The organism is Desulfuromonadales bacterium, from assembly GCA_035620395.1.
Classification (GTDB): Bacteria; Desulfobacterota; Desulfuromonadia; order Desulfuromonadales; family DASPGW01; genus DASPGW01.
The window spans coordinates 1-23,591 of sequence record DASPGW010000228.1; the positions used below are offsets into that span (position 1 = coordinate 1).

Annotated in this window: 20 protein-coding genes; 7 read left to right on the forward strand and 13 right to left on the reverse strand. The window is 64.0% G+C overall.

Going from position 1 to position 23,591, the window contains the following annotated elements:
- The 7 genes from smpB to VD811_12590 form a co-directional block, all read right to left on the reverse strand.
- Positions 1-422: SsrA-binding protein SmpB (gene smpB / locus VD811_12560; GenBank protein ID HXV21810.1), on the reverse strand; the 422-nt coding region annotated here is incomplete at its 3' end.
- Entirely contained in the window at positions 412-888 is a 477-nt protein-coding gene (locus VD811_12565) for a SoxR reducing system RseC family protein (protein ID HXV21811.1), read from the reverse strand. The genes VD811_12565 and smpB, both read right to left, overlap by 11 nt.
- A 98-nt stretch (positions 889-986) precedes the next feature.
- Positions 987-2,255: an amidohydrolase family protein gene (locus tag VD811_12570; GenBank protein ID HXV21812.1), complete on the reverse strand. Its 1,269-nt coding sequence runs from the start codon at positions 2,253-2,255 to the stop codon at positions 987-989.
- A gap of 32 nt (positions 2,256-2,287) precedes the next feature.
- The gene (gene panP / locus VD811_12575) at positions 2,288-3,967 is read right to left on the reverse strand and encodes a putative pyridoxal-dependent aspartate 1-decarboxylase (GenBank protein ID HXV21813.1); all 1,680 of its coding nucleotides are present in this window, start codon (positions 3,965-3,967) and stop codon (positions 2,288-2,290) included.
- A gap of 11 nt (positions 3,968-3,978) precedes the next feature.
- Positions 3,979-4,824, reverse strand: a complete 846-nt coding sequence (gene panC, locus VD811_12580) for a pantoate--beta-alanine ligase (protein ID HXV21814.1) — start codon at positions 4,822-4,824, stop codon at positions 3,979-3,981.
- Positions 4,825-4,827: 3 nt separating this feature from the next.
- Complete coding sequence (panB, locus tag VD811_12585) at positions 4,828-5,628, reverse strand: 3-methyl-2-oxobutanoate hydroxymethyltransferase (protein ID HXV21815.1); 801 nt, start codon at positions 5,626-5,628, stop codon at positions 4,828-4,830.
- A gap of 321 nt (positions 5,629-5,949) precedes the next feature.
- Positions 5,950-7,167: an FAD-dependent oxidoreductase gene (locus VD811_12590; protein ID HXV21816.1), complete on the reverse strand. Its 1,218-nt coding sequence runs from the start codon at positions 7,165-7,167 to the stop codon at positions 5,950-5,952.
- A 168-nt stretch (positions 7,168-7,335) separates the two neighbouring features.
- On the opposite strand from VD811_12590, the gene VD811_12595 reads away from it, so the two are divergent.
- Positions 7,336-7,590 carry a hypothetical protein gene (locus tag VD811_12595; protein HXV21817.1) on the forward strand — a complete coding sequence of 85 codons (255 nt, stop codon included), beginning with the start codon at positions 7,336-7,338 and terminating at the stop codon, positions 7,588-7,590.
- Between the two features lie 17 nt (positions 7,591-7,607).
- Here the strand turns inward: VD811_12595 and VD811_12600 are convergent, their stop codons facing one another.
- The 6 genes from VD811_12600 to VD811_12625 form a co-directional block, all read right to left on the reverse strand.
- On the reverse strand, positions 7,608-12,362 hold the full coding sequence (locus VD811_12600; GenBank protein ID HXV21818.1) for an NAD-glutamate dehydrogenase domain-containing protein: 4,755 nt from the start codon (positions 12,360-12,362) through the stop codon (positions 7,608-7,610).
- A 108-nt stretch (positions 12,363-12,470) separates the two neighbouring features.
- A complete protein-coding gene (gene rsmA / locus VD811_12605; protein ID HXV21819.1) occupies positions 12,471-13,265 on the reverse strand; it encodes a 16S rRNA (adenine(1518)-N(6)/adenine(1519)-N(6))-dimethyltransferase RsmA in 795 nt (264 codons plus the stop codon).
- A 69-nt stretch (positions 13,266-13,334) separates the two neighbouring features.
- The gene (locus VD811_12610; protein HXV21820.1) at positions 13,335-13,811 is read right to left on the reverse strand and encodes a DUF2062 domain-containing protein; all 477 of its coding nucleotides are present in this window, start codon (positions 13,809-13,811) and stop codon (positions 13,335-13,337) included.
- A 30-nt stretch (positions 13,812-13,841) separates the two neighbouring features.
- Positions 13,842-14,861, reverse strand: coding sequence for a tRNA (adenosine(37)-N6)-threonylcarbamoyltransferase complex transferase subunit TsaD (gene tsaD, locus VD811_12615; GenBank protein ID HXV21821.1), 1,020 nt, complete (start codon positions 14,859-14,861; stop codon positions 13,842-13,844).
- 6 nt (positions 14,862-14,867) lie between these two features.
- The gene (locus VD811_12620; protein ID HXV21822.1) at positions 14,868-16,184 is read right to left on the reverse strand and encodes a PhoH family protein; all 1,317 of its coding nucleotides are present in this window, start codon (positions 16,182-16,184) and stop codon (positions 14,868-14,870) included.
- A gap of 47 nt (positions 16,185-16,231) precedes the next feature.
- The gene (locus VD811_12625) at positions 16,232-17,383 is read right to left on the reverse strand and encodes an aminotransferase class V-fold PLP-dependent enzyme (GenBank protein ID HXV21823.1); all 1,152 of its coding nucleotides are present in this window, start codon (positions 17,381-17,383) and stop codon (positions 16,232-16,234) included.
- 411 nt (positions 17,384-17,794) lie between these two features.
- Here VD811_12625 and VD811_12630 point away from each other — a divergent pair, with 411 nt between their 5' ends.
- From VD811_12630 to VD811_12655, 6 genes are all read left to right on the forward strand, one after another.
- The gene (locus VD811_12630; GenBank protein ID HXV21824.1) at positions 17,795-20,041 is read left to right on the forward strand and encodes a vitamin B12-dependent ribonucleotide reductase; all 2,247 of its coding nucleotides are present in this window, start codon (positions 17,795-17,797) and stop codon (positions 20,039-20,041) included.
- 181 nt (positions 20,042-20,222) lie between these two features.
- Positions 20,223-20,513, forward strand: coding sequence for a nucleotidyltransferase family protein (locus VD811_12635; protein HXV21825.1), 291 nt, complete (start codon positions 20,223-20,225; stop codon positions 20,511-20,513).
- Positions 20,514-20,550: 37 nt separating this feature from the next.
- On the forward strand, positions 20,551-20,844 hold the full coding sequence (locus VD811_12640; GenBank protein ID HXV21826.1) for a DUF86 domain-containing protein: 294 nt from the start codon (positions 20,551-20,553) through the stop codon (positions 20,842-20,844).
- A 314-nt stretch (positions 20,845-21,158) separates the two neighbouring features.
- Complete coding sequence (locus tag VD811_12645) at positions 21,159-21,668, forward strand: hypothetical protein (GenBank protein HXV21827.1); 510 nt, start codon at positions 21,159-21,161, stop codon at positions 21,666-21,668.
- A 259-nt stretch (positions 21,669-21,927) separates the two neighbouring features.
- Complete coding sequence (locus VD811_12650; GenBank protein HXV21828.1) at positions 21,928-22,872, forward strand: DUF2157 domain-containing protein; 945 nt, start codon at positions 21,928-21,930, stop codon at positions 22,870-22,872.
- Positions 22,869-23,591: hypothetical protein (locus VD811_12655; GenBank protein ID HXV21829.1), on the forward strand; the 723-nt coding region annotated here is incomplete at its 3' end. The genes VD811_12650 and VD811_12655, both read left to right, overlap by 4 nt.

The following is a 23,591-nucleotide window of genomic DNA, read 5'->3' on the forward strand; positions in this document are numbered from 1 at the left end:
TCCCGGTCGGCCTCCTTGCTCTTGAGGGTTTCGCGCTTGTCGTGCAGCTTTTTCCCCCGGCCGATGCCGATTTCGAGTTTGACCCGGCTCTCCTTGAAGTAGATCTTCGTCGGCACCAGGGAAAACCCCTTCTCCTCCACCTTGCGCGTCAGCTTGACGATCTCTTCGCGGTGCAGGAGCAGCTTGCGCATCCGGGTCGGATCGGGGTTCTCCCGGCCGCCCATCTCATAGGGGCTGATGTGCATGTTGTTGACGAAGATCTCGCCGTCCTTGATCCGGCAGAACGCCTCCTTGAGATTGACCTTGCCGAGCCGCATGGATTTGACCTCGGTCCCGGTGAGCACCATCCCCGCTTCCACCACCTCGTCGATAAAATAGTCGTGATACGCCTTTTTGTTGGTGGCGATGATCTTAATGCCCATGCTTGAGGTCTTCCTGGAGGGCTTCATCCGCCGACAGAATCTCGGCGATGCGCGGCATGAAGGCCTCCTTCGGAATGGCCCGGCTGCCAATGCGGATGATGAAGAAGGAGCCGGCCAGAAAGGCGGTGCCGATCAGGGCCGCCAGCAGGTTGGGGTCCGGGCCGCCGGCCATCCGGGTACCGACGGCATGGCCGGCCAGGGCGCCGATGATCAACGCGACGAGCGGGACGATATAGAGCAGGAAGGAGGACTGCAGGAAAGATTTGGAACTGGTGACCAGCCGAACCTTGTCCCCCACTGCGGCACCGATGAGGTTATGGGCCTCGACCAGCATCGAACGGTTGTCGTCGCCGACCTGGCAATTCTGCATGGAAGCGCAGTTCTGGCAGAAACTGCTCTTCTGGCAGAGAACCACCGCTACCATTTTCCCCTTCAGCTCGACAACACTGCCATATTCTTCAAGCATGAGTCACCTCATCTGTTCCTTTTTATCCGCAAAGTCCTGGACCCAAAGATGCCGACGGCTCAGCTGCGTTCGGCGCGGAAGGGGATTATAGAGACTCGTCAGCCTTTTTGCAACACATCACGACCGTCGAGGTAGAGGGCAGCCACCTCGGCGCTGCGCCCCGGGGAGCAGAGAAACTCCGCCAGATCGGCGGCGGGCGGCAGCGACGGCGGGACCAGGACCTGAAAATGGGCTCCCCGGTTCACCTCGAGAACTCCCATCTCGCCGCCGAGGCCGAGCGCCGCAGCACCGTTGCGGGTCGCCATCGTCAGCAGCTGCGGGGGCGACAGGCGTCCTTCGAACCAGTTGCGGGCAAAAGCGATCTCGTCCCACAGGGAAAGGGTATCACAACTGGCGAGGCTGTCGGTCCCCAGGGCCAGCGGCACGCCCTGTTTGAGGTACAGCTCGACCGGGGCCCGCCCCACGCCCAGCCGGGCATTGGAGCGGGGGCAGAGAACGACGCTGGCGCCGGCCCGGGCCAGGCGCCCGGCATCCGCTGCCCTCACCTGCACCCCGTGGATCAGCAGGTTGCCGGCTACGAGCCCGCCCCGTTCGGCCAGGTAGGCCAGCGGCGTACGCCGGGCCGGCGGCGGCAGCATCTCGCGCCACCCGACATAGGGATAAAAGACCTGCGCCAGCGGCCCGTCGGCATCCCGCAGGAAGGCAACCTCATCCGCCGATTCGGCCAGGTGGGTAGCGACGGGGACCCCGCGGCGGCGGGCGAAATCGAAAATTTCTTCCAGGTATTCGGCGGACAGGGTGTACGGCGAGTGGGGGGATATTCCCGGCTCGAGAAAGCCCACCCTCCCCTTGTCGAGCAGCTCGCCGATGGTGCGCAGAAGCTCCCGGTTGCGGGCCGGATCGAGCCCCAGGGTTTCGTAGTAGAGCCGGCCCTTCAGGGGCGCTGGCGCATAGGCCGAGCGGGCCGGAAAACAGGAAAGGATGTCACCGACGGCGCCGGTGCCGGCCGCCAGGGCCAGCCGGATCCCCTCCTGCAGGGAGAGGAGATAGCGGTCCGGCACCATCCGCCGCTTCACCCGGATCACCTGCAGGATCCAGTCGACGAAGGAGCCGGGGGCGGCGGTCTCGCCGACAATCGATTGCCAGCGGGGGTAGTGGGTCAGCTCCAGGTGGGTGTGGGCGTTGGCGAAGGGAGGGAGCAGCACGGCGTCGCCGCAATCGACGAGCTCGGCGTCGGCGCGGCGCAGCGCGGCAAAAGGGCCGACGGCGGTGATGCGCTTGCCTTCGACCAGCAGGGCGCCATCTTCAAGGGGCTCGGCGGCGATCGGAAGCAGGTAGCGGGCACGGTAGAGTTTAGCTTTTGGCATAGGTCCCATAGGACTTATATGACCCACAGGTCCTATAAAAAGCAGCTCGCACCGGCTTGAAAGCCTGCATCGCCCCCGGCACAGAGCGTCTCCGCCTGCTGCAGCAGGGCACGAATCTCCGGTTGTTGCACGATCTCGCACTGCTCGGCAAGAACCGCCGACAGTATTTCATCGGTCGTCAGCGGGTTGGCCAGGACCACCCGCAGCACGGTGATCTCCTGCGATCCATAGGCGGCGGCCCGCAGCCGAGTGCGGGAGACGAAGGTCTTGCCCGCTTCCCGCTGATACTTCTGCAGCAGCTGGTTGACCTGGTCGAGAACGGCGTTGATGCGGCCGCTCTGCGCCGCCGTCGCCCCGGCCAGCTTCTGCTGGACGGCGTGCGGACAGTAGCGGTAGGTCAGGATGTTCAGCTCCGGCTCGCTGGTCAGCTCGAAACCGGCATGCCGGCGGATCATCCCGGCGAAGGTCCGGGCCCGCTCGATCCCGAGGTCGATCAGCAGCTCGTACCCCTTGCGGCCGATGATCGACAGCCCGGCATGCACCAGCAGCGCCTTGCCCGGCCGCGACCCCTCCAGGGTATGGCTGCCGAGGTCCTTGGAGCCGTGGCGCAGGATATAGGCGGCGTGGTGTTCGATGGCGGATAGGGCCGTCGGGTCCTTGAAGACGACCATCCCCGCCCCCATCGGCACGTAGAGCTGCTTGTGCGCATCGATGGTGACCGAGTCGGCCCGGGCGATCCCGTCGAGCAGGTGGCGGTGGCGGTCGGAAAAGAGGGTCGGCCCGCCCCAGGCGGCATCGACGTGGAAATGGCAGCCGAATTCGGCGGCCAGATCGGCCATCGCCTCCAGGGGGTCGACGTTGCCGGTTTCGGTGGTTCCGGCGATGCCGACCAGCGCCAGGGGACGGATGTTCGCGTCCTGCAGGCGGCGGTATTCCCGTTTCAGCAGCCTCAGGTCGATGCGGTTGTTCGCATCGGTATCGACCATCACCAGGTTGTCCCGCCCGATGCCGAGCAGGTCGGCCGCCTTGCCGAAGGAATAGTGCCCCCGCCTGGAGACCAGGACGGCGATCCCCTCGCAACCGAGATGCTTCAGGGCGCGGCCCAGCCCCTCCTGCGCGATGCCGCGGAACGGGCCGTCCGGGGCGAAGAGACGATTGCGCGCCACCCACAACGCGGTCACGTTGGCGATGGTGCCGCCCGAGCAGAACGCCCCCAGGGCGTGCCGGCTGTTGTGGATCCACTGGCTGTAGAAGGCGTCGTCGCGGCGGTAGACCAAGCGGTGGAGCATGGCGAGCACCTGGCGCTCCAGCGGCGTGAAGGCCTTGGAGGTTTCCACCTTGACCAGGTTCTGGTTGAGCGCGGTCATGATCCGCGAGAGCGGCAGCATGAAGTACGGGAGCGCCGAGGTCATATGCCCGATGAAGCCGGGGGCAGCGGTGTGCACCGACTGGGCCACCAGCTTCTCCTTGACGAACTCGGTGTACTCGGAGACGAAGGTCGGCTCTTCCGGGATGGCCGCGGCCGAAAAATCGGCCTCGATCTCTTCGAGGTTGCGTTCGAGGGCGACGATGTGGGTCTGCAGAAACCCGGTGAGATTGTCGGTAATCGCCTGATCGATGGCGCCGAGGGTCGAATCGGGCGCTTCGGGCACCGTGAAGATCCGGTAGAGGTTTTCCAGGTTGGCGCGGGCCGTCTCTCTGCTTTTCGGCATCGTCCTGTCCCTTATTGAAGCAGGCAACCGTTGTCGATCAGTCTGGTCTTGCCGACAAATACCGCCATCAGCAGGACCGAATCGCTATCGACCCGGTCCTGCTCCTGCAGCGTCGACTGGTGACAGATCTGCAGGTAGTCGATCCGTGCAGCCTTCTGCTCTTCGATCATCGAGCGCAGGGCCGCAAGAATTTCGTCGCAGTCACGCACCCCGTCGCGGGCCATCTGCTGCGCCGTCGCCATCGCCCGCGACAGGACCAGGGCCTGCTGCCGCTGGTCGGGCGAGAGATAGACGTTGCGGGAGCTCATCGCCAGTCCATCCGCCTCGCGCACGATCGGCATGCCGACGATCTCGACCGGCAGGTTGAGATCGAGGGTCATCCGCCGGATCACCGCCAGCTGCTGGAAATCTTTGCAGCCGAAGAAAGCCTCGTGCGGCTGGACGATGCCGAAGAGTTTGGCCACCACCGTCGTCACGCCGCGGAAATGCCCGGGACGGCTCCGCCCGCAGAGGGTATCGGTGAGCCCCTCGACGTCGACGTAGGTGGCGTAGCCGGCCGGGTACATCGCCCGCGCCTCGGGAGCGAAGAGCAGATCGGTGCCGGCCGAACGGGCCATTTCCGCGTCGCGGCTCAGGTCGCGGGGATAGGCCTCGAAGTCCTCCCCCTGGCCGAACTGGGTGGGGTTGACGAAGATGGAGAGGACGAGGACGTCCCCGCGCTCACGCCCCTCGCGCAACAGCGACAGATGCCCCTCGTGCAGGTAGCCCATGGTCGGCACGAAGGCGATGCGCTTGCCCTCGCGGCGCAGGTCGAGACAGAGCCGCTGCATCTGTTTGACGTCGGTGATGATTTCCATGAACTAGAAACTGTGCTCCTTGTCGGGAAACTCCGCCCCCTTGACTTCGCGGATGTAGTCGTCTATCCCCTGGCGGATGGTTCCGGAAACATCGGCGAACTTCTTGACGAACTTGGGCGAGTATTTCTCGCACAGGCCGAGGATGTCGTGGATGACCAGCACCTGTCCGTCGCAGTCGACGCCGGCGCCGATGCCGATGGTCGGGATGGCGAGAGCGGCGGTGATCTCCCGGGCCAGCGCGGCGGGAATCCCTTCGAGCACCAGGGCAAAGGCGCCGGCTTCCTCGATGGCCCGGGCATCGGCCAGGATCTGCTGCGCCTGCCTCGCCTCCCTCCCCTGCACCCGGTAGCCGCCCATGCGGTGAATCGACTGCGGGGTCAGCCCGATATGCCCGACCACCGGGATGTCCATGTCGACAATCGCCCGGACGGTGGCGGCGACGTGCGCCCCCCCTTCGAGCTTGACCGCCTGGGCGCCCCCCTCCTTGACCAGCCGCCCGGCATTGTAACGAGCCTCCCGCAGGTCGACCTGGTAGGAAAGAAAGGGCATGTCCGCCACCACCAGCGCCCGCCTGGTGCCGCGCACCACGGCCCGGGTATGGTAAAGCATCTCCTCGACGGTCACGGGCAGGGTGTTGTCGTACCCCGAGAAGACCGTGCCGACCGAGTCGCCGACCAGGATCATGTCGATGCCGGCCTGATCCATCAGCCGGGCGAAAGGGTAATCATAGGCGGTCAGAACGGTGATTTTTTCAGCCGCATCCTTCATCCGCCGGATATCAAGTATCGTCTTCTGCTTGTCCACTAGGCGATCACTCCTGCCGCCCCCGAAAGAGCCGGCGCATAAAAAATGCCTTCCGGACTAAGTCCGAAAGGCATATGAACAGGTCCGGGCAGAGCTCACGGCCTCTCAGCTATCGCCTTCCGTCCCGGTCCTCTGGATCCAGGCGGTATCTTTACTTGTCGGATCGTCAACGGTCTTGCTGGGCTCCGGTACGAGTTCCGGGCCGACCGCCGTCTTTCAAAAAAGCGTTTTAGCGTATACCATGAAGAAACATGCGCTGTCCAGCATTATTGCACGGGGGCCATTTCGGGGCCAATCTGAAAAACGCCTGGCGCTCGGAACTCAGGCCGTAAGCTCGCCCTGCTTGGGGGTGCTGCGCGCCGGCCGGCCGAGAAGTCCGGAAAGGGAAAATATCGAGGCCGGCGGAAGAGACCCCGTAAGCATCATTTCGGCGGCTTCCCGCAGGAGCGGCTTTCGTGCCACCTGCCAGGCCAGGAGGTCGGGGAGTCCGGGCATGTTCAGCCATTTCTGGGCCCGGCGATACCCCTGAAAGGCAGCCCGGTAGCGCTGTTCGACTGTCAGGCCGTAGCGGGCCAGGAATGCTCCGGAAAAATCGCCGCTGCGCAAGGCTTCGCCGGCGATCTGGCCGGCCAGCAGACCCGTTTCCAGCGCCTTGCCCACCCCCTCGCCGGTAAACGGCAGGGTAGTGCCGAGCGCTTCCCCGGCGACCAGCAGACCGGCACGGCTGCTCCGCGCACCGGCCAGGCCGGTGCGCAGCAGGCCGCTGCAGGGGACACCCACCATGTCTTCCAGACTGGCCACCGCCCGGGCCGGGGGGAAGGAGCGGAGAAAATAGTCGAAGAGCCGGTTCAGGTCGGTCTGGGATGGATCGGCGCCGTGCAGGAACAAGCCGCAGCCGATGTTATAGAGTCCGTCGGGAAGCGGGAAAACCCAGCCGTAGCCCGGGAACATCTGGCGATCGTACGAAATGTGCAGGGCGTCCGCGGCTTCTCCCGAAAGGTTGCGAAAATAGGCACGGATGCCGACCGCGGACGGCTCCGCCTGCAGACAGACGCCGAAATCACGGAGAGTGCCGCTGCGGGAGCCGGAAGCCAAAATCACCAGGGGGGCATGAATGGAGAAGAGCGGCTGCCGTTCGCTGCGCACGTTGACACCGATCACCGTCTCGCCATCCAGCAGGGGTGCCACCGCCTCGCCGGAAATCAACTGGACGCCGCAACGAACGGCCTCGTCCTGCAGCAGGGCATGCAGACGCTGCCGCTGCAGGGTCACGCTGGGCACAGCCAGCCGCACCGTGCGGCCGCCCGGCGCGGTCACCTCGAGGGAACCGAGGCAGCGACCGGCGCCACGCACCTGGTCCCCGACGCCAAGATCATCGAGAGCCCGCAAGGCATCGGGCAGCAGGCTATCACCACAGGTCTTGGGCTGCGGCCGGCGTGCCCGCTCGATCAGCAGAACCCGGCAGCCCTGGCGACCCAGGTGAACAGCTGCGGCACATCCGGCCGGTCCGGCCCCAACCACTACGACATCAGCATGCATGTTCAAACAGTTCCTGTCGATAACGTTGACTCGGGCGGTACCATTCTACACAGTCTGGCCGTTGCGTTTCAAGCACCGGCTTCTGCCCCCTGCTGCTTTCCAAAGGCCTTGAAATTTCGTCGATAAGTTCTATATTTCAGGTAAGAGCAAAACAGCTCGGAGGTGCTTATGCAAGGACTGATGATCCAGGACGAGTTACGGTGGCATGATCGCTGGTCATCCGAAATCGGCAAAAGGCTCAGCGTCAGGGACAGCACGCACCAGATGTTCGTCTTTGACGAGCGGCACACCCGCGAGGACATTCTCACGGTACTCACAGGCGTGCCTGCAGAACTCTACCGGCTGGTCGACGTGGAAGAAGCGGCCGATGAGAGCTGTGAATTCCAGGCCGATTCGGGGAAGTGCTACAAAGAGCTGCACTGAAAACGTGACCGGCATTCTTACTCCAGCAGCGATTCCAGCGCCCGGACCAGCAGAACGAAGGGATGAAAGTTGATCGGTGCGCTGCCGCGCATCCTTTCCGCAAGTCCCCGGAATGCCGGCATCTTCTGCCTCTTCGCGGTGGCAAAAGCCTCCAGATCGCCCGCCGACTCCAGCAGTAATACGCGTGTCAGCCGCAGGAGAACCGACGCAAAGCTCCCCTTGAGCATCTGTCGGGTCATCCGGTCCCAGCGGTCACGAACCGGCACCTCCTCCAGCCGACCGAGAATCCTGCCGATCCCGAGATGCTCCCGCAGCTCGTGAAAAGCTCGCGCCACGGCGTGCAGGTCGCTGCCGGTTTCTTCCATGAGGGTAATGACGGGAAGAAAATCCGCCACCAGCGGCAGAATCGACAGCTTCCGGGCAACCTCCGGCGGCAGGCCGGCCGCTTCCAGCTTCCGTGCAAACTCCTGGCAGGCATGCCATTCGGCCTCGGCGAGGACCCCGCTCAGACTCCGGCTGAACAGCTGGAACTGCGCCTGCAAGGCGGCGATCCTGGCCGCTTCCGACGTCAACTTCACACCGTGCTCGTGAGCCCAGAGACAGAGCGACGCCAGGGCCTTTTCGAGGCGCAGCAGCAACTGGTACTGCTGCCCGGCGGGCAGGCGGTCGTCGAAAACCAGGAGCTGCCGACGCAGATCGGTGCCGCCGATGATCCGATCGGCAGCAAGGTAGACCGCCACGACCTGAGCTATCGCGGCCCCGGATTGACGCCCCAGATGCACGACGAAAGGGCTGCCGGCCTGATCGACCAGCGCATTGGTGATCATGGTGGCGGTAATTTCCCTGGCCAGGGGGTGTCCGGGAAGATGGCCGGCAAACCGTGCCCGGATTGCCGACGGGAAATAGGCCTGAAGATGCTCGAGGATCCAGTCCCGGTCCGGCAGTTCGCTGTCGAGAAGCGCCTGATAAATCTGCATTTTGCTGTAAGCCATCAGGATGGCCAGTTCCGGACGGGTAAAGGCGCGATCCTTGCGGGCCAGGATTTCCCGGGCGGCGGGAAGGCACTCCCCCTGACGGTCGAGCAGACCGGAGGCGACGAGCCGGTCGGCCAGTTCGAGATAGGGCTCGACGTCCTCGGCGCAGCGCAGCTGATCCAGCGAAAGGCAAAGACTCTGGCCGTAGTTGTTGGCCAGAACCGCCGCGCAGACCTCATCGGTGACCTCCGACAACAGGCAGTCGCGCTCCGCCAGTGTGGCAACCTCCCCTTTTCCGATGAGGTGCTGCATGAAGATCTTGAGGTTGACTTCGTGATCCGAGCAGTCGACGCCGCCCGAGTTGTCGACCGCATCGGTATTGATCCGTCCGCCGGCCAGGGCATATTCGATTCTCGCCCGCTGGGTAAATCCGAGATTCCCCCCCTCCCCGACCACCCGCACCCGCAGCTGACCGGCATCGATGCGCACGCCGTCGTTGGTCCGGTCCCCCACATCCTCATGCTTCTCCGTTCCCGCCTTGACGTAGGTGCCGATACCGCCGTTCCAGAGCAGATCGGCTTCGGCGGTCAGCAGCAGACGGGTCAGGCCGAGACCGTCCATCGATTCGTGGCGCACACCCAGCCAGCGGCGCACCGGCTCCGACAGCGGGATATCCTTGGCATCGCGGGGGAAGACGCCGCCGCCCGCCGACAGCAGGCTCCGGTCATAGTCCTCCCAGGAGGAGCGCGGCAGCTCGAACAGGCGCTTGCGCTCCCGCCAGGAGGCTTCGGGGTCGGGATCGGGATCGAGAAAGATGTGCCGATGGTCGAAAGCCGCCAGCAGGCAAATCTGCCGGGAGAGGAGCATCCCGTTGCCGAAGACGTCGCCGCTCATGTCGCCGATGCCGACCACGGTGAAGGGTTCCCGCTGGATGTCGCGGCCCATTTCCCGGAAATGACGCTTTACGCACTCCCAGGCGCCGCGGGCGGTAATGCCCAGGGCCTTGTGATCGTAGCCGCGGGAGCCGCCGCTGGCGAAGGCGTCGCCCAGCCAGAAACCGTACTCGGCGCTGATGGCGTTGGCAGTATCCGAGAGGTGAGCGGTCCCCTTGTCGGCGGCGACGACCAGGTACGGGTCCTCCTCGTCGTAGGTCACGACCCCCGGCGGACGCACCACCTGGTTGCCGACCCGGTTGTCGGTCAGGTCGAGCAGGCCGCGCATCAGCGTCTGGTAGGCCGCCCTGGCCAGGGCGGCGCCCTCCTCCCGGCCATGGTAGGGGGTTTTGACCACGAATCCCCCCTTGGAACCGACCGGGACGATCAGCGCATTCTTGCTCATCTGGGTCTTCATCAGACCGAGGATCTCGGTGCGAAAATCGTCAGGACGGTCCGACCAGCGAATCCCGCCCCGGGCCACCTTGCCGCCCCGCAGGTGAATCCCCTCCATGGCGGCGGAATGGACGTAGATTTCGAACAGCGGCCGCGGCGCCGGCATGTCGATGATGCCGATGGCGCTGATCTTGAACGAGAAGAAATAGTCGTCCCGGTCACGGCGCAGGAAGAAATTGGTCCGGACCGTGGAGTCGATGAGGTTGAACAGGATCCGCAGGATGCGATCCTCGTTGATGTCGGCGACCGATTCCAGGCTTTCGCTCAATTCCTGGCGGATCGGCGAAAGCACCTCCTCTTCGCGCTGCAAAGGGTCCTGCCAGCGGGGCTCGGGACGGAAACGGCCCTCGAAATACCGGTAGAGCAGAGCGGCCGCCCGCGGGTTGTTGATCAGGGCAAAGGCCACCCGTTTTTTGGTAAAGGGGGAACCCAGTTGAAAATAGTAGTTGCGATAGCCCTGGAAGACATCGATCTCCTTCCAGGAGAGCCCTGTCAACACCAGCAGTCGGTTGAGGTAGTCGTTTTCCGCATCGCCGCAACGCAGACGGCGCAAGGCCTCGAGCAGAGGGAGGCGCAGGCTGGTAAGCTTGCCGGCGCCGGCGACCGCCCGAACGGAGAAGCTCTTGATGTACATCGGCTGTCCGCCGGCCCTGACGGCGAAATCGACCTCGTCAATGACGTTGAGGTTGAGATTTTCAAGCAGCGGCATGAGTTCGTTCAGATAGCTTTGCCGGGAGCTGTAGAACTGGAGCCGGTAGTGGGGCTCCCGCCTGCCGAACGGCCCCCACAGGTCGAAAAGCTCGCCCGCCGCCGCGAGGCCTTTTTCCAGGTTGGCGATATCCCTGACGGCAAAGCGGGGATGATTCAACGAGCGGTATTCACGGGAAAAGCTGTCGGCATACTTCCGCCAGAGGGTGAGTCCGCGCCCCTCCCCGAAGGCGCGGTCGAGCAGCAGCCGGAGGGTGAAGGGCCAGGGGCGGGCGATCCGGGTGAGACCACGCTCCAGCCGCTCGGCATCCAGCCGAAGACTCTCCTCCCCCGCTTGAACGGCGACGTGCAGGCTGAGATATTCGGCAGAGATATGAATGATCCGGGAGGCGACGGCCGGACTCTTGTAATAGCGGCCCAGGTAGCGTTCCACCCGCGGCTGGTTCTCGTCGGCATAGAAGGCTTTCGGCATGATCACCAGCAGCGTCACCCCGCGTACCGCCAGGCTGCGGACGGCGACGACCTTGACCGCCCCGTGCCGGTAGAGCAGCGTGAAGGAGCGGATGGTTTCCAGCAGCGCCGCCGGCTCCATGAAGAAGAGTTCGATCTTGGGAAAGGCATTGAAGATTTCCACCGTTTTCCGGTAGTCGTGACACCCCTTCGGAATGGCCAGCGCGTCGAGGGCGGCCTCGATCCGGCGCCGCAGCGACGGCACGCTGGACGTCAACTCGTCGGTACTCTGCTCCGAAAAGAGGCCGAGGAAGCTGTGCTCCCGCCAGACGCCTGCCCGGACCGGTTCCCGGAAACCGAGGTAGACCAGGGATTCGGCGCGGAGAACGGGACTGGGAATGCCGGTCGCTTCCACCACCACATCGTTCTGCCGCCACAGGCGCTCACGCCAGGCCGGCTCCAGAGCGTCCAGGGCGCGTCCGCTCTGCAAATCCGGCTCTCCCGGCAGCGGCGCCAGTCCGCCGCGGGAGTCTTCGCCCTCGCAGGCGGTGACCTGGCCGGCGCCCTGCTCCAGTTGCAGGCAGCGATAGGCAAACGGCAGGAAATTGCCGCTGCGCAACCAGTGGCAGAACTCACGGCCGCTGCCCGGGGCGGCGGCGTGCTCCCGCTCCTTCAGCTTCCGGTCGAGCGCCGGCTGGTCGTGATGAACCTGCAGCACGGCCGCCAGGATACTGGCCACCTTCTGCTCAAGTTCGGCGGGGTCCTCGGGAGTTTTTTCCAGCTCGATGACGATCAGCGACTCCCGGGAACCCGCCTCTTCCAGACCGCCCAGCTGGACGGTCTCGCCCCGGTGACGCCGGATCGCGAGAATGGGGTGGGCAACGACCTGAAAGTGGAGCCCCAGGGAGGCGAGGAGCGCCTGGAGGGAATCGAGCAGGAAGGGAGCGTCCGGGGTATTGGTGACCAGAAGGGCACGCCCCTTGGACCCGAAGGGGAGGAATCGGACGGCCGATGGGCCGCGGCGCCTCTCCAGCACGTCGAGAAAAGCCCGCAGCCACTCGGCCAGCTGTGCCGGCGTCGGAGAGGCGAGCCAGGAATACGGCGTATTGGCCACGAACAGGGCGGCCAGGGCCTTGAAGAGATCGAACTTCGCCTCGCTTTCGGCGGCGGCGTGCTGGAGCACCGCTGCAATCTTCGCTTCGAGCTCACTGGCGATGGTGTCTCCACCATGTTCGTCGGCGTATCTGTTCATCGATCCGGATGACTCCGCGGGCCAGGGGAAAAGCAGGAAATCGCCGCACGACTTAAAGATTAAAGGATGGTGTCAAGGTTGACAAGCGTCAGCGCAGCGGCGACCCACTCACCGCGCCGCTGACAGCAAGGTCTCGGCCAGACGGGCAAATTCCGCCAGGGAGAGGGTCTCGCCCCGGCGGACGGGATCGATTCCGGCTGCGGCCAGGGCCGTTTCCACCGCCAGAGCGTCGAAACCGTAGCCGGTCAGGGAATTGCGCAGGGTTTTGCGGCGCTGGGCGAAGGCCCCCTTGACCACCCGGCGGAAAAAATCTTCGTCGGCGATCGCGACCCGCGGGTGCGGAAGCGGCTCGAAAGCGAGGACGACGGAAGTCACTTTGGGGGGCGGGAAGAAGGCCCCCGGCGGCACCAGCGTCACCCGGCGGATGTCGAACCACAGCTGGCAGAAAACCGAAAGGATGCCGTAATCCCTGGTCCCCGGCCTGGCGGCCAGCCGATCGCCGACCTCCTTCTGGAACATGAGAATCAGGCGGCCGAGGCGTTGGCGGTGATCAAGAATCCGGAACAGAATCTGACTGGAGATGTTGTAGGGGAGATTGGCCACCAGCTTGTAGGGAGGGGACGGCAGCAGGCTCTCCCATTCCAGGTTGAGGACGTCGCCCTCGTGCACCGTCAGGTTTTCGGCCGGGCGGGAGCGCAGCGCCGCGGCCAGGTCCCGGTCGACCTCCATGACCACCACCTCCCGGACCAGCGGCAGCATCCGGTCGGTGAGCACCCCGTGGCCGGGACCGATCTCCAGAACCCGGTCGGCAGGCTGCAACTGCGCCGCCGCGACAATCTGGTCGACGACCTGGCGGTCGCGAAGGAAATTCTGGCCGAAGCATTTTTTCGGGCGATGTTCCATGGTGTGATGACCGCTGAAGGTGAAAAGAGGGCCAGTCTGCGGCGGGCAGAGACAAGCCGGACCTATGGGTTACCGACGGCGACGGGGCCAGCGGGGAATGCGCCAGGTCCGGACGCTCGGGATCAGCCGCAGAACCAGCGCATAGCTCAACCCGGCGCAGAGGATGCCGTAAATCAGGCTGCCGAGGCAGAGCGGCAGCAGAACATCCCAGCCGAGGCCGGCAAGCGCCGAGAAAGTGAGCTCGGCGGGGAACTTCACATGGTCCATGCCCAGCAGGATCCGGCCGGATTCATATTCCAGCGCGTAAATGAAAGGGGCCGTCACCGGGTTGGTGATGAAAACGCCGATGATGGCGGCCAGCTTGTTCTCCTTGAGCAGAAAGGCAAAGAAGACGGCAAGGGCGATCTGGAAACCGAAAGTCGGGGTCATGCCGATAAAAATGCCGAGGGCGAACCCCTTGGCAATCTCATCGGGAGTCGCCTGCAGGCGGATGAGGCGCAGCAGGTTGAGCTTGAATTGCCTGAGGAAGGACCAGCGTCGCCACATGCCTGAGTGCTATCTACACCATGGAGTGCTTCACAGGGGGATGCCGGCCTGATCGAGAGGCCAACTGGCCAGCGCATTGAGATCTAGCGAACCGTGGTGACCTGCAGCAAGATAAGCGTCACCGGCTACCGCCAGCATGGCGGCATTGTCGCCGCACAGGGCCGGCGAAGGGAAGTGCACCGACACCCCCGCTTCGGCGCCAAGAGCCCGGAACCGGCTGCGCAGGCCGCTGTTGCAGGCGACGCCGCCGGCCACCACGATCCGGGCAAGACCGTGCAGCCGCGCCGCCTTCAGGGTCTTCTGACAGAGGACATCGACCACCGCCGCCTGAAAACTGGCGGCCAGATCCCGCAGAAGGTCATCGGCCAGCGGGGCCGTCTGTTTCTTCACAAAGTTGAGAACCGCCGTCTTCATCCCGCTGAAGCTGAAGTCGAGGTTGTCCTGGTGCAGCAGCGGTCTGGGGAAATCGATCGCCAGGGGGTTGCCCGCCGCCGCCAGCCGGTCGATCTGGACGCCGCCGGGATAGGGAAGCCCGAGCAGCTTGGCCACCTTGTCGAAGGCCTCCCCGGCGGCATCGTCCAGGGTGCGCCCCAGGATGCGATAACGGCCGACGCCGTCGACGCGGTAGAGGTGGGTATGCCCGCCGGACACCGCCAGGGCCAGGTAGGGATAGGGGACGGGCGCCTCCAGCTGCACGGCCAGGATATGCCCTTCCATGTGGTGCACGCCGATCAGCGGAATCCCGCGGGCAAAAGCGATCGCCTTGGCTGCCGAAAGTCCGACCAGCAGGGCACCGACCAGGCCGGGACCGCGGGTCACCACAATCCCCTCGATCGCCGCCAGGTCGACCCCGGCGCCGGCCAGGGCCTCTTCCACCACCACCGAAATCGCCTCGACATGCTGCCGGGAAGCGAGCTCGGGGACTACCCCGCCGTAGCGGGCATGGACATCGATCTGGGAGGAGACAATGCTGGAGAGAATCTGCCGCCCGTCGCGCACGACGGCGGCGGCGGTTTCGTCACAGGAGGATTCGATGCAAAGTAAAAGCATAGGCAGTTATAAAAGATTCGCTGCCAGTTCGGCCAGGCAGGAACGCTCCCCCTTGGTCAGGGTCACATGGCCGGAGATTTCCTGTCCCTTGAACTTCTCCACGACGTAGGCCAGACCGTTGCTCGAGGAATCGACATAGGGATTATCGATCTGGTAGGGATCGCCGGTCAAGACGATCTTGGTCCCTTCGCCGGCCCGCGTGATAATGGTCTTGATCTCATGCGGCGTGAGGTTCTGCGCCTCGTCGACGATCATGAACTGCTTCGGAATCGAACGGCCGCGGATGTAGGTCAGTGGTTCGATCTCGAGAATTCCCATGTCCACCAGCTCTTTGTAGCCGCGCTTGCGCTTGCCCCGCTCCTCCACGTTGCCGAGCAGCAGTTCGACGTTATCGAAGATCGGCTGCATCCAGGGGGCCAGCTTCTCCTCGACGTCGCCGGGCAGGAAACCGAGATCCCGACCCATGGGAAAGATCGGGCGGGAAACCAGCAAACGGCTGTAACTCCCCTCGTCGGCGGACTTGAGGAGGCCGGCGGCAATCGCCAGCAGCGTCTTGCCGGTGCCGGCCTTGCCGACCAGGGTCACCAGCTGGATATCGTCGTTGAGCAGCAGATCGAAGGCGAACTGCTGCTCGCGGTTGCGCGAATGGATTCCCCAGACCCCGTCTTTGGGCGGCCGGACCAACGGCACCAGCCGCCGCAGGGTCGACTGATAGCGGCAGAGGGCGGTGTGGGAAGGGTTGGCGGCTTCGACCAGGGTGACGTACTGGTTCGGCAGAAATTCCTCCGGCGAATCGAGATATCCCTGCCCATAGAAGCGGTCGACCTCCTCCTTTTCCACCAGGAGCTGAGCGGTGCCCGAATACAGCTCGTCGATCGAAACCTTGTCCGACTCGTAGTCCTCCGCCGGCAACCCCACGGCATCGGCCTTGATGCGCAGGTTGGTGTCCTTGGTGACGAAGACGACGGGGAACGGAGACTCTTCCTTCATCTTCATCGCCACCGCCAGGATGCGGTTGTCCCCCTGGTCGGAGCGCAGTTCCGGCGGCAGTCGCTTGAGCGCCTCCTCGGTAAAGATTGCGACCTTCAGCACCCCGCCCTTCTCCAGCGTCACCCCGTCGATGAGGTGGGCCTGCTTGCGAAAGCCGTCGAGCAGACGCGAGATCTGCCGGGCGTTGCGGCCGATTTCGCTCTGGTCTTTCTTGAACCGGTCGATCTCTTCGATGACGGTGATCGGGATGACCAGATCGTTGTCCTCGAAGCGGAAAATCGCCTGGGGATCGTGCAGCAGAACATTGGTATCGAGGATATAGGTCTTTTTCATGGGGACCTTTCAGGGTTGAAGTCGCCGGCTCGGCCGGGCGCATTCTTTCAGGCCGGGGGACGGGAAGTCACCGCAGCCACGGCGCGCACCAGATGCTCGATCTCCGCCGCGGTCGTGAAATAGCCGGGGCTGACCCGGACCGTGCCGCGGGGAAAGGTGCCGATGGTGCGATGGGCGTCCGGCGCGCAGTGCAAGCCGACCCGGCAGAGGATATCATGATCCCGGTCCAGGAGGAAGCCGACTTCCGCCGGGTCCCGCCCGGTCAGATTGAACGAGAGAACCCCGCCGTGGAAACGGGGGTCGAGAGGTCCGTAAAGCTCGACTTCCGGGATTTCACGCAGCCCGCCGATCAGTTGCGCCAGCAGCTCGGTCTCGCGGGCTCTGACGGCGAACATCCCTTCGCGCCGCAGAAATTCGATGCCGGCCTGCAATCCGGCCAGGCCGGGGGTATTGAGAGTACCGGCTTCGAGCCGCTCGGGCATCGCTTCGGGCGGCAGGTCGGATTGCGAATTCCCCCCCGTTCCGCCGTAGATCAGCGGCCGCAGCGCGATCCCCTCGCGCACGTAGAGCAGGCCGGTTCCCGGCGGTCCCATGAGCCCCTTGTGTCCCGGAACGGCCAGCAGGTCAATCCCCATGCCGGCAACATCCAGGGCAAACTGGCCGGCACTCTGGGCGGCATCGACCAGGAACAAAATCCCCTCCCGCCGGCACCAGGGCCCGATCTCCTCGATCGGCTGCAGGGTACCGGTGACGTTTGAACAGTGGGAGAGGACCACGAGCCGGGTCGGCTCCGCACAGGCCTGCCTGATGGCGGCGGGGTCGACGAACCCGTAACGGTCGGCCGGCACCTTGACCACCGCCACTCCGCGCTCCTGCAGCGCCCGCAGGGGGCGCGTCACGGCGTTGTGCTCCATGGTCGAGGTGACGACCCGGTCGCCGGGCTGCAGCAGGCCGAACAGGGCGACGTTAAGGGCTTCGGTAGCGCTGGCGGTGAAGGCGATGCGGGACGAATCGGCGCTGCCGAACAGCCCGGCAGCCGCTTCCCGGGCTTCGAAAACGATGCGGCCAGCCGCCAGCGCCTCACGATGGCCGCCGCGGCCCGGGCTGGCGGCGAGGCAGCGCAGCGCCTGATCGGCCGCGATGTAGACGGCTTCAGGCTTGGGAAAAGAGGTCGCGGCGTTGTCCAGATATATGGTCATGAGCCTGCAGACTGACTCGGCAGTCGTTCGCGCCGGGGAAATGATTCATGACAGAAGTAGAGCCGCGCGGCTTTCATCAGCAGCGGCACGCTCTGCCGCGGAGGCATGCCGAAAGCTAGCATCGATCTTGACGTTTGGCAACTTAAATTCTCCCCACCCGGCGGCCGCTGGCGAGCGCCGGCCGGCCGGGAAAGCGCCATTCAGGCACACCGGAAAACCGCCCCTTGCGGAGTGTTCATAAAAAATCACCGAAGCGGTTGCCGACACCCTTGACAGCCACGACATCTTGTGGTTTAAATCCGTTGCCCCCGCAAAATATGGGGCCTCTTCTGATAGGCATGCGCTAATAAACGCAACTTCAGTCATTTCGAATCGTTAACCTCCTCATCCCGCAACGAAGGAAGCAGAACCATGAAAAATTCGGCAGCCGCGACCCCCCTGACGACGGAAACCGCCCCCCTCTCACTCTCCAAGAACGCCCTCACCGTCCTCGAGCGCCGCTACCTCAAGCGCGACCTCCAGGGCAAGCCCGTCGAGACGCCGGCCGACATGTTCCGGCGGGTGGCCGACACCATCGCCGCCGCCGAAGACCGGCTCGGCACCGGCAACGACGCGCAGGCGCTCTCCGACGAGTTCTACCGGATGATGACCAGCCTCGAGTTTCTGCCCAACTCCCCTACCCTGATGAACGCCGGCCGCGAGCTCGGTCAGCTCTCGGCCTGCTTCGTGCTGCCGGTGGGCGACTCGCTGGCCGACATCTTCGAGGCGATCAAGCAGACGGCGCTCATCCATAAGAGCGGCGGCGGCACCGGCTTCTCCTTCTCGCGCATCCGGCCGGCCAACGACGTGGTCAAATCGACCAGCGGCGTCTCCTCCGGCCCCCTCTCCTTCATGAAGGTCTTCGACGCCGCCACCGAGACGATCAAGCAGGGTGGCACCCGGCGCGGCGCCAACATGGGAATTCTGCGCATCGACCATCCCGACGTGATGGATTTCATCATGGCCAAGCGCGACCAGAACGTGCTGACCAACTTCAACATCTCGGTCGGCCTCACCGAAGCCTTCATGCGGGCGGTGGAGAGCGACGGCGAATACGACCTCGTCAACCCCCGCTGCCAGACGCCGGTGAAGAAGATGCCGGCGCGCAAGGTCTTCGAGCACATCGTCGACCTCGCCTGGACCAACGGTGAGCCGGGGATCATCTTCCTCGACCGCCTCAACCGCGACAACCCCACGCCGCACATCGGCGAGATCGAGGCGACCAACCCCTGCGGCGAGCAGCCGCTGCTCCCCTTCGAGAGCTGCAACCTCGGCTCGATCAACCTGGTGAAGATGGTCTCGGAGCAGGGCGAACTCGACTGGGAGAAACTCGGCCGCACGGTGCGCCTGGCCGCCCGCTTCCTCGACAACGTCATCGAGGTCAACAACTACCCGATCCCGCAGATCGACGAGATGACCCGCGCCAACCGCAAGATCGGCCTCGGCGTCATGGGCTGGGCCGACCTGCTGATCGTCCTCGGCCTGGCCTACAACTCGGCCGAGGCGGTGCAGCTCGGCGAGAAGGTGATGAAATTCATCACCGACACCGCCCGCGAAGTCTCCTGCGAGCTGGCCGCCGAGCGCGGTCCCTTCCCCAACTTCAAGGGGAGCGTATTCGACAAGAAGGGCGCCAGGCCGGTGCGCAACGCCACCAGCAGCACCATCGCCCCGACCGGCACCATCTCGATCATCTCCAACAGCTCGAGCGGCATCGAACCCCTCTTTGCCGTCTCGTATGTCCGCCAGGTGCTCGACAACGACATTCTCGTCGAGGTCCATCCCCTCTTCGAGAAGATCGCCCGCGAGCGCGGCTTCTACTCCCCTGAACTGATGAAGCTGATCGCCGAGCACGGCACCGTGCAGGACATCGCCGCCGTCCCCGAGGACGTGCGCCGCGTCTTCGTCACCGCCCACGACATCACCCCCGAAGACCATATCCGGATGCAGGCGGCCTTCCAGAAGTACACCGACAACGCCGTCAGCAAGACGGTCAACTTCTGCAACACCGCCACCAAGGAGGACGTCGCCACCGTCTACCGCCTCGCCTACCAGCAGGGCTGCAAGGGGGTGACCATCTACCGCGACGGCAGCCGCGACATGCAGGTCCTCTCGGTGGCAAAGAAGGAGGAGAAGAAGGACGAGAAGGTCGTCCCCATGGAGTCGCACAAGGCCGGCCGCAAGCGGGAGCGCCCGCGCGCCCTGCGCGGCGCCACCTACCAGATGGAGACCGGCTGCGGCCCGCTCTACGTCACCATCAACGAGGACAACCAGGGGCTCTTCGAGCTCTTCACCACCATGGGCAAGGCCGGCGGCTGCGCCGCCAGCCAGTGCGAGGCGATCGGCCGCCTCGTCTCGCTGGCCTGGAGAAGCGGCGTCCAGGCCCGGCAGGCGGTCAAGCAGATGATCGGCATCACCTGCCACAAGCCGGCCGGCTTCGGCGAGAACAAGATCCTCTCCTGCGCCGACGCGGTCGCCAAGGCGATCCAGATGCACATGAGCGAAGCCCTCGGCGAGGTCCACACGCAGAACGGCGGCGCCTGCCCCGAGTGCGGCGGGCCGGTCGAGCACGAGGGGGGATGCTGCGTCTGTCATGCGTGCGGGTATAGTGAGTGTGCGTGACGAAATGAGATGATGAGAGGCCCCCTGGCGACAGGGGGCCTTTGCATTTCTCGGCAGGGCTGAGGGGGATTTTACCCCCCTTTCGTAAAGGGGGGCGAGGGGGGATTTCCGGTTTTTGTGCTTTGGGGCGCGAAAATGAGATGATATAAAGAAAGGCAGTTCCCACCCATCGGAGAGTCGCATGAATCGCGCACAGATCATTCAAAGACTCAGCGAGCACAAAGGGGAGCTTGACGCCTTCGGCGTCCGCTCCCTTTCCCTGTTCGGTTCGGTCGCCCGGGGCGAAGAGCGACCGGGCAGCGACATCGACATCTTGGTCGAGTTCGAGCGGGTCGGTGGCCTGTTCGAGTTCGTGCGATTGAAAAACTACCTCGAAAAGACCCTCGGCCAGCCGGTCGACCTGGTCACCCCCGATGCGCTCAAGCCGCAGTTGCGGGAGAAGATTCTGCGGGAGTCCATCCATGCCTGTTAGGGACTGGCGATTCAGAATCCAGGACATCCTGGAGTGCATGGATCGGATTGCCGAGTACACGGCCGGGATGAGCTACGAGGCCTTCCTGGGCAACCGGCTGGTGATTGACGCGGTCGTGCGCAACCTTGAAGTCATCGGCGAGGCGGCCCGTCACATCCCCGATGATGTTCAGACCCGGTTCCCGCATGTCCCATGGGTCGAGATGAAAGGGATGCGCAACATCCTTATTCACGAATATTTCGGCGTCAGCCTGGAGATCGTCTGGAAGACGGTGCAGGAGAATCTACCGCCGGTGGAGCCGAAGCTGAGAGAGCTTTTGAAAAAAGTCTGAACAGTGTCTATACATCGACAGGCTGTCAAGGTGTAGACCTGACACTGTCGCCTCATCCCTGTCGCCTCATCCAGACTGCATAAACCCTGTTAGCTCCATGGGTAGCAACAATGTTTGATGCAAATTGTGATTCTGAACTTAGACAGGCTCTTGCTGAAGCTGACATAACCGTTCCTCGGAGGACGGAGGGTCGGACGAAAGATCATACAGAGAAGTATGCCATCGCCCACCTCCTCAGCGCCCTTATGCACGCTGGGCTCGTAACGTATCCATTTCGGCTAATCCATCGTGACCGACCAGACTTCCTACTTTATATGGGAGGCGCCAACATTGGTGTCGAGCATGTGGAGGCAATTTCGGAAAACGAAGCCCACAGGGGAGTCATCCGAGAAAGAGGACATGGTCCGCAAGTCTACTTCATTACCCACAATAAACCGGGTGAACGCAGGAAGAAGGCCAATAAGCTACTAAAAGAGATTGAGAAGAATGACGCTGGCAACGGCTGGGTAGGTGATTTGGTAGAGAAAGAATGGGCTGGCGCAATGTCCCATTTTCTTCAGCAGAAAATCAATGTCGTTCGAAAAGAAGGTTTTGAGAGATTCGATGAGGACTGGCTTCTTATCTATGACAACTGGAGTCTACCCTCTTTTGAAATAGAGTATGCAGCTCAAGTCTTTCAAGATCTTATAACCACCAGTGGTGGCCTTCGGGAGTTCAAGCGCATTTTTATCATGTCTGGCAAGAACTTTTGTGAAGTGTCAAGAAAAGGAGTGCGACTGCTCGCAGTTCATGATTTATGGAAGAGAGCTAACCAGGACGCTTGACCGTGTCGCGGCAAAACCCACCGCGCAGGTCAGCGCCAAACCGTTAAGGCACATGAGGTATTCCATGACAAATGAAGGCGAGGTCTACTTTGCGCTCTACGGTGAGGGATTCGACCCAGACTGAGGTGTCAGATCTACACACTAGACAAATAGGCGAAAAAACCAAGAGGCTGCATAAACCAAACTTTATGATGTCGATCTACCCAAGAAGCTTGGGAGCAAATGCCAACTGGTCGGAGATGACTTGGGGAGGCAAGGTGTGCAAGAGGCACTGAACGACCTTGAGGGGGCCGGGATTCTGAACCGGGAGCAGGCAGCGCTGCTGCGCCGGATTTACGGCCGGGAGCTGTTCTCGGTGCACTGGGAACTCCGGCTGCTCCTGTACGCGGGCATCCTGATCCTGACCACCGGCCTCGGCCTGCTGATCGCCAAGCACTTCGCTTCCATCGGCCACGTGGCTCTGCTCGCGGCCATCGCTCTGGGGTGCACGGGATGTTTCGCCTACTGCCTGCGCCGCGGCGGCGGGTTCTCGCCGGAGACGGCGCCAGCGCCCGATGCGGCGTACGACTACGTCCTTCTTTTGGGGTGCCTGCTCCTCGGCACCTTTCAAGTGTACCTGGAGCTCCGTTATCAGCTGCTGGCCCAGCACTGGAGCTGGTGGCTGCTGGGCTCCGGTCTGCTCTACCTCTTCTGCGCCCACTACTTCGACAACCGTTTGGTGCTCTCTCTGGCCCTCTCCACCCTGGGCGCCTGGCTCGGCGTGAAGACGAGCCTTTTAACCGAGGGAGGGTGGGATGCCGCCATGCGGGGCAACGCCATCTTCTTCGGCGCCACGGTGGTGGCAGCCGGAACGACCCAGGTCCGGCTCGGGTGGAAGCGCCACTTCCTCCCCGTGCACCTGCACCTGGGAATCAACATCCTCCTCGCTGCGCTGGTCGCGGGGGTCGACTCCCATACGAAGGGCTTCTTCTATCTCGCCGGCCTTCTGTTGGTCGGCGCCGGCAGCGCCTACTATGCTCAACGGGCACGCCGCTTCGCCTTTCTCCTCTACGCCCTGCTCTACGGGTATCTGGGCGTCACGATCTTCGTGTTCGAGCATGTCCGGTGGGAGGCGGAGGGCATCGTCCTCTACTTCCTGACCACCGCGGCAGCCCTGGTTTCGGCCCTCGTGGCCTTCCACCGCCGCTTCCGGAGCGCCGAATGATCGCACTTTATTCGACCGGCGAGGGCCGGGTGCAGGTGGTGGAGGAGTCCCGGCGCTGGGAAGAGTCCGGCCTCGTCTCCCCGGCCCAGGCGGCGGCGGTGCGGGAACGGTACCGCCCCCAGCTGGTGCGGGTGAACCTGTTCATCCGGATCCTCCTGGCCATTTTCACCGCGGTGGGCGTGGCGGCCCTGGTGGCGCTCCCGGCCGTGATTCTGGACGTCGAGGAGTTCGGCATTTCGCTGATCTTCCTCCTCTTCGCGCCGTTTTGCGCCTGGGTCGCGGATCGCCAACTCATTCACGGCCGCCGCCTCTATCGCTGCGGCGCCGAGGAGGTGCTCCTGTTCCTGGCCGTCGCCTTTCTGGCCCTGGCGGTGGGCATCCCCGCCCACGAGTGGGGCCAGAGCGCGCAGCGCCTTGGCTGGTTCGCGGCCCATGGCATCGCCATGGCCGGCGCCACGGTGCTGGCCGTCCGCTACGGGTATGCCCTGGCGGCCCTGGGGGCCGTAGGTGCCCTGGCCGGCCTCCCCTTCCACCTGCTCGATGCGCTCCGCTGGCACCAGCCGGGGGTGGCCCGGGTCGCGCTCTTCCTCCTTCTGGGCGCGGTGGGGATCTGGGCGCACCGGCAGCTCGCGGGCCGGGAAGCCTTGCCGAGAGGCTACGTCTGGTGCCTTGAGACGGTGCGCCTCGCCTCTCTGGCGGGAATTTACCTGGACATAAAC

Bases quoted from the DNA above. Each gene is read 5' to 3' on its own strand.
- VD811_12565 (HXV21811.1), bottom strand. From the start codon at position 888: ATGCTTGAAGAATATGGCAGTGTTGTCGAGCTGAAGGGGAAAATGGTA.
- VD811_12570 (HXV21812.1), bottom strand. From the start codon at position 2,255: ATGCCAAAAGCTAAACTCTACCGTGCCCGCTACCTGCTTCCGATCGCC.
- panP (HXV21813.1), bottom strand. From the start codon at position 3,967: ATGCCGAAAAGCAGAGAGACGGCCCGCGCCAACCTGGAAAACCTCTAC.
- panC (HXV21814.1), bottom strand. From the start codon at position 4,824: ATGGAAATCATCACCGACGTCAAACAGATGCAGCGGCTCTGTCTCGAC.
- VD811_12590 (HXV21816.1), bottom strand. From the start codon at position 7,167: ATGCATGCTGATGTCGTAGTGGTTGGGGCCGGACCGGCCGGATGTGCC.
- VD811_12595 (HXV21817.1), top strand. From the start codon at position 7,336: ATGCAAGGACTGATGATCCAGGACGAGTTACGGTGGCATGATCGCTGG.
- VD811_12600 (HXV21818.1), bottom strand. From the start codon at position 12,362: ATGAACAGATACGCCGACGAACATGGTGGAGACACCATCGCCAGTGAG.
- rsmA (HXV21819.1), bottom strand. From the start codon at position 13,265: ATGGAACATCGCCCGAAAAAATGCTTCGGCCAGAATTTCCTTCGCGAC.
- VD811_12610 (HXV21820.1), bottom strand. From the start codon at position 13,811: ATGTGGCGACGCTGGTCCTTCCTCAGGCAATTCAAGCTCAACCTGCTG.
- tsaD (HXV21821.1), bottom strand. From the start codon at position 14,861: ATGCTTTTACTTTGCATCGAATCCTCCTGTGACGAAACCGCCGCCGCC.
- VD811_12620 (HXV21822.1), bottom strand. From the start codon at position 16,184: ATGAAAAAGACCTATATCCTCGATACCAATGTTCTGCTGCACGATCCC.
- VD811_12625 (HXV21823.1), bottom strand. From the start codon at position 17,383: ATGACCATATATCTGGACAACGCCGCGACCTCTTTTCCCAAGCCTGAA.
- VD811_12630 (HXV21824.1), top strand. From the start codon at position 17,795: ATGAAAAATTCGGCAGCCGCGACCCCCCTGACGACGGAAACCGCCCCC.
- VD811_12635 (HXV21825.1), top strand. From the start codon at position 20,223: ATGAATCGCGCACAGATCATTCAAAGACTCAGCGAGCACAAAGGGGAG.
- VD811_12640 (HXV21826.1), top strand. From the start codon at position 20,551: ATGGATCGGATTGCCGAGTACACGGCCGGGATGAGCTACGAGGCCTTC.
- VD811_12645 (HXV21827.1), top strand. From the start codon at position 21,159: ATGGGAGGCGCCAACATTGGTGTCGAGCATGTGGAGGCAATTTCGGAA.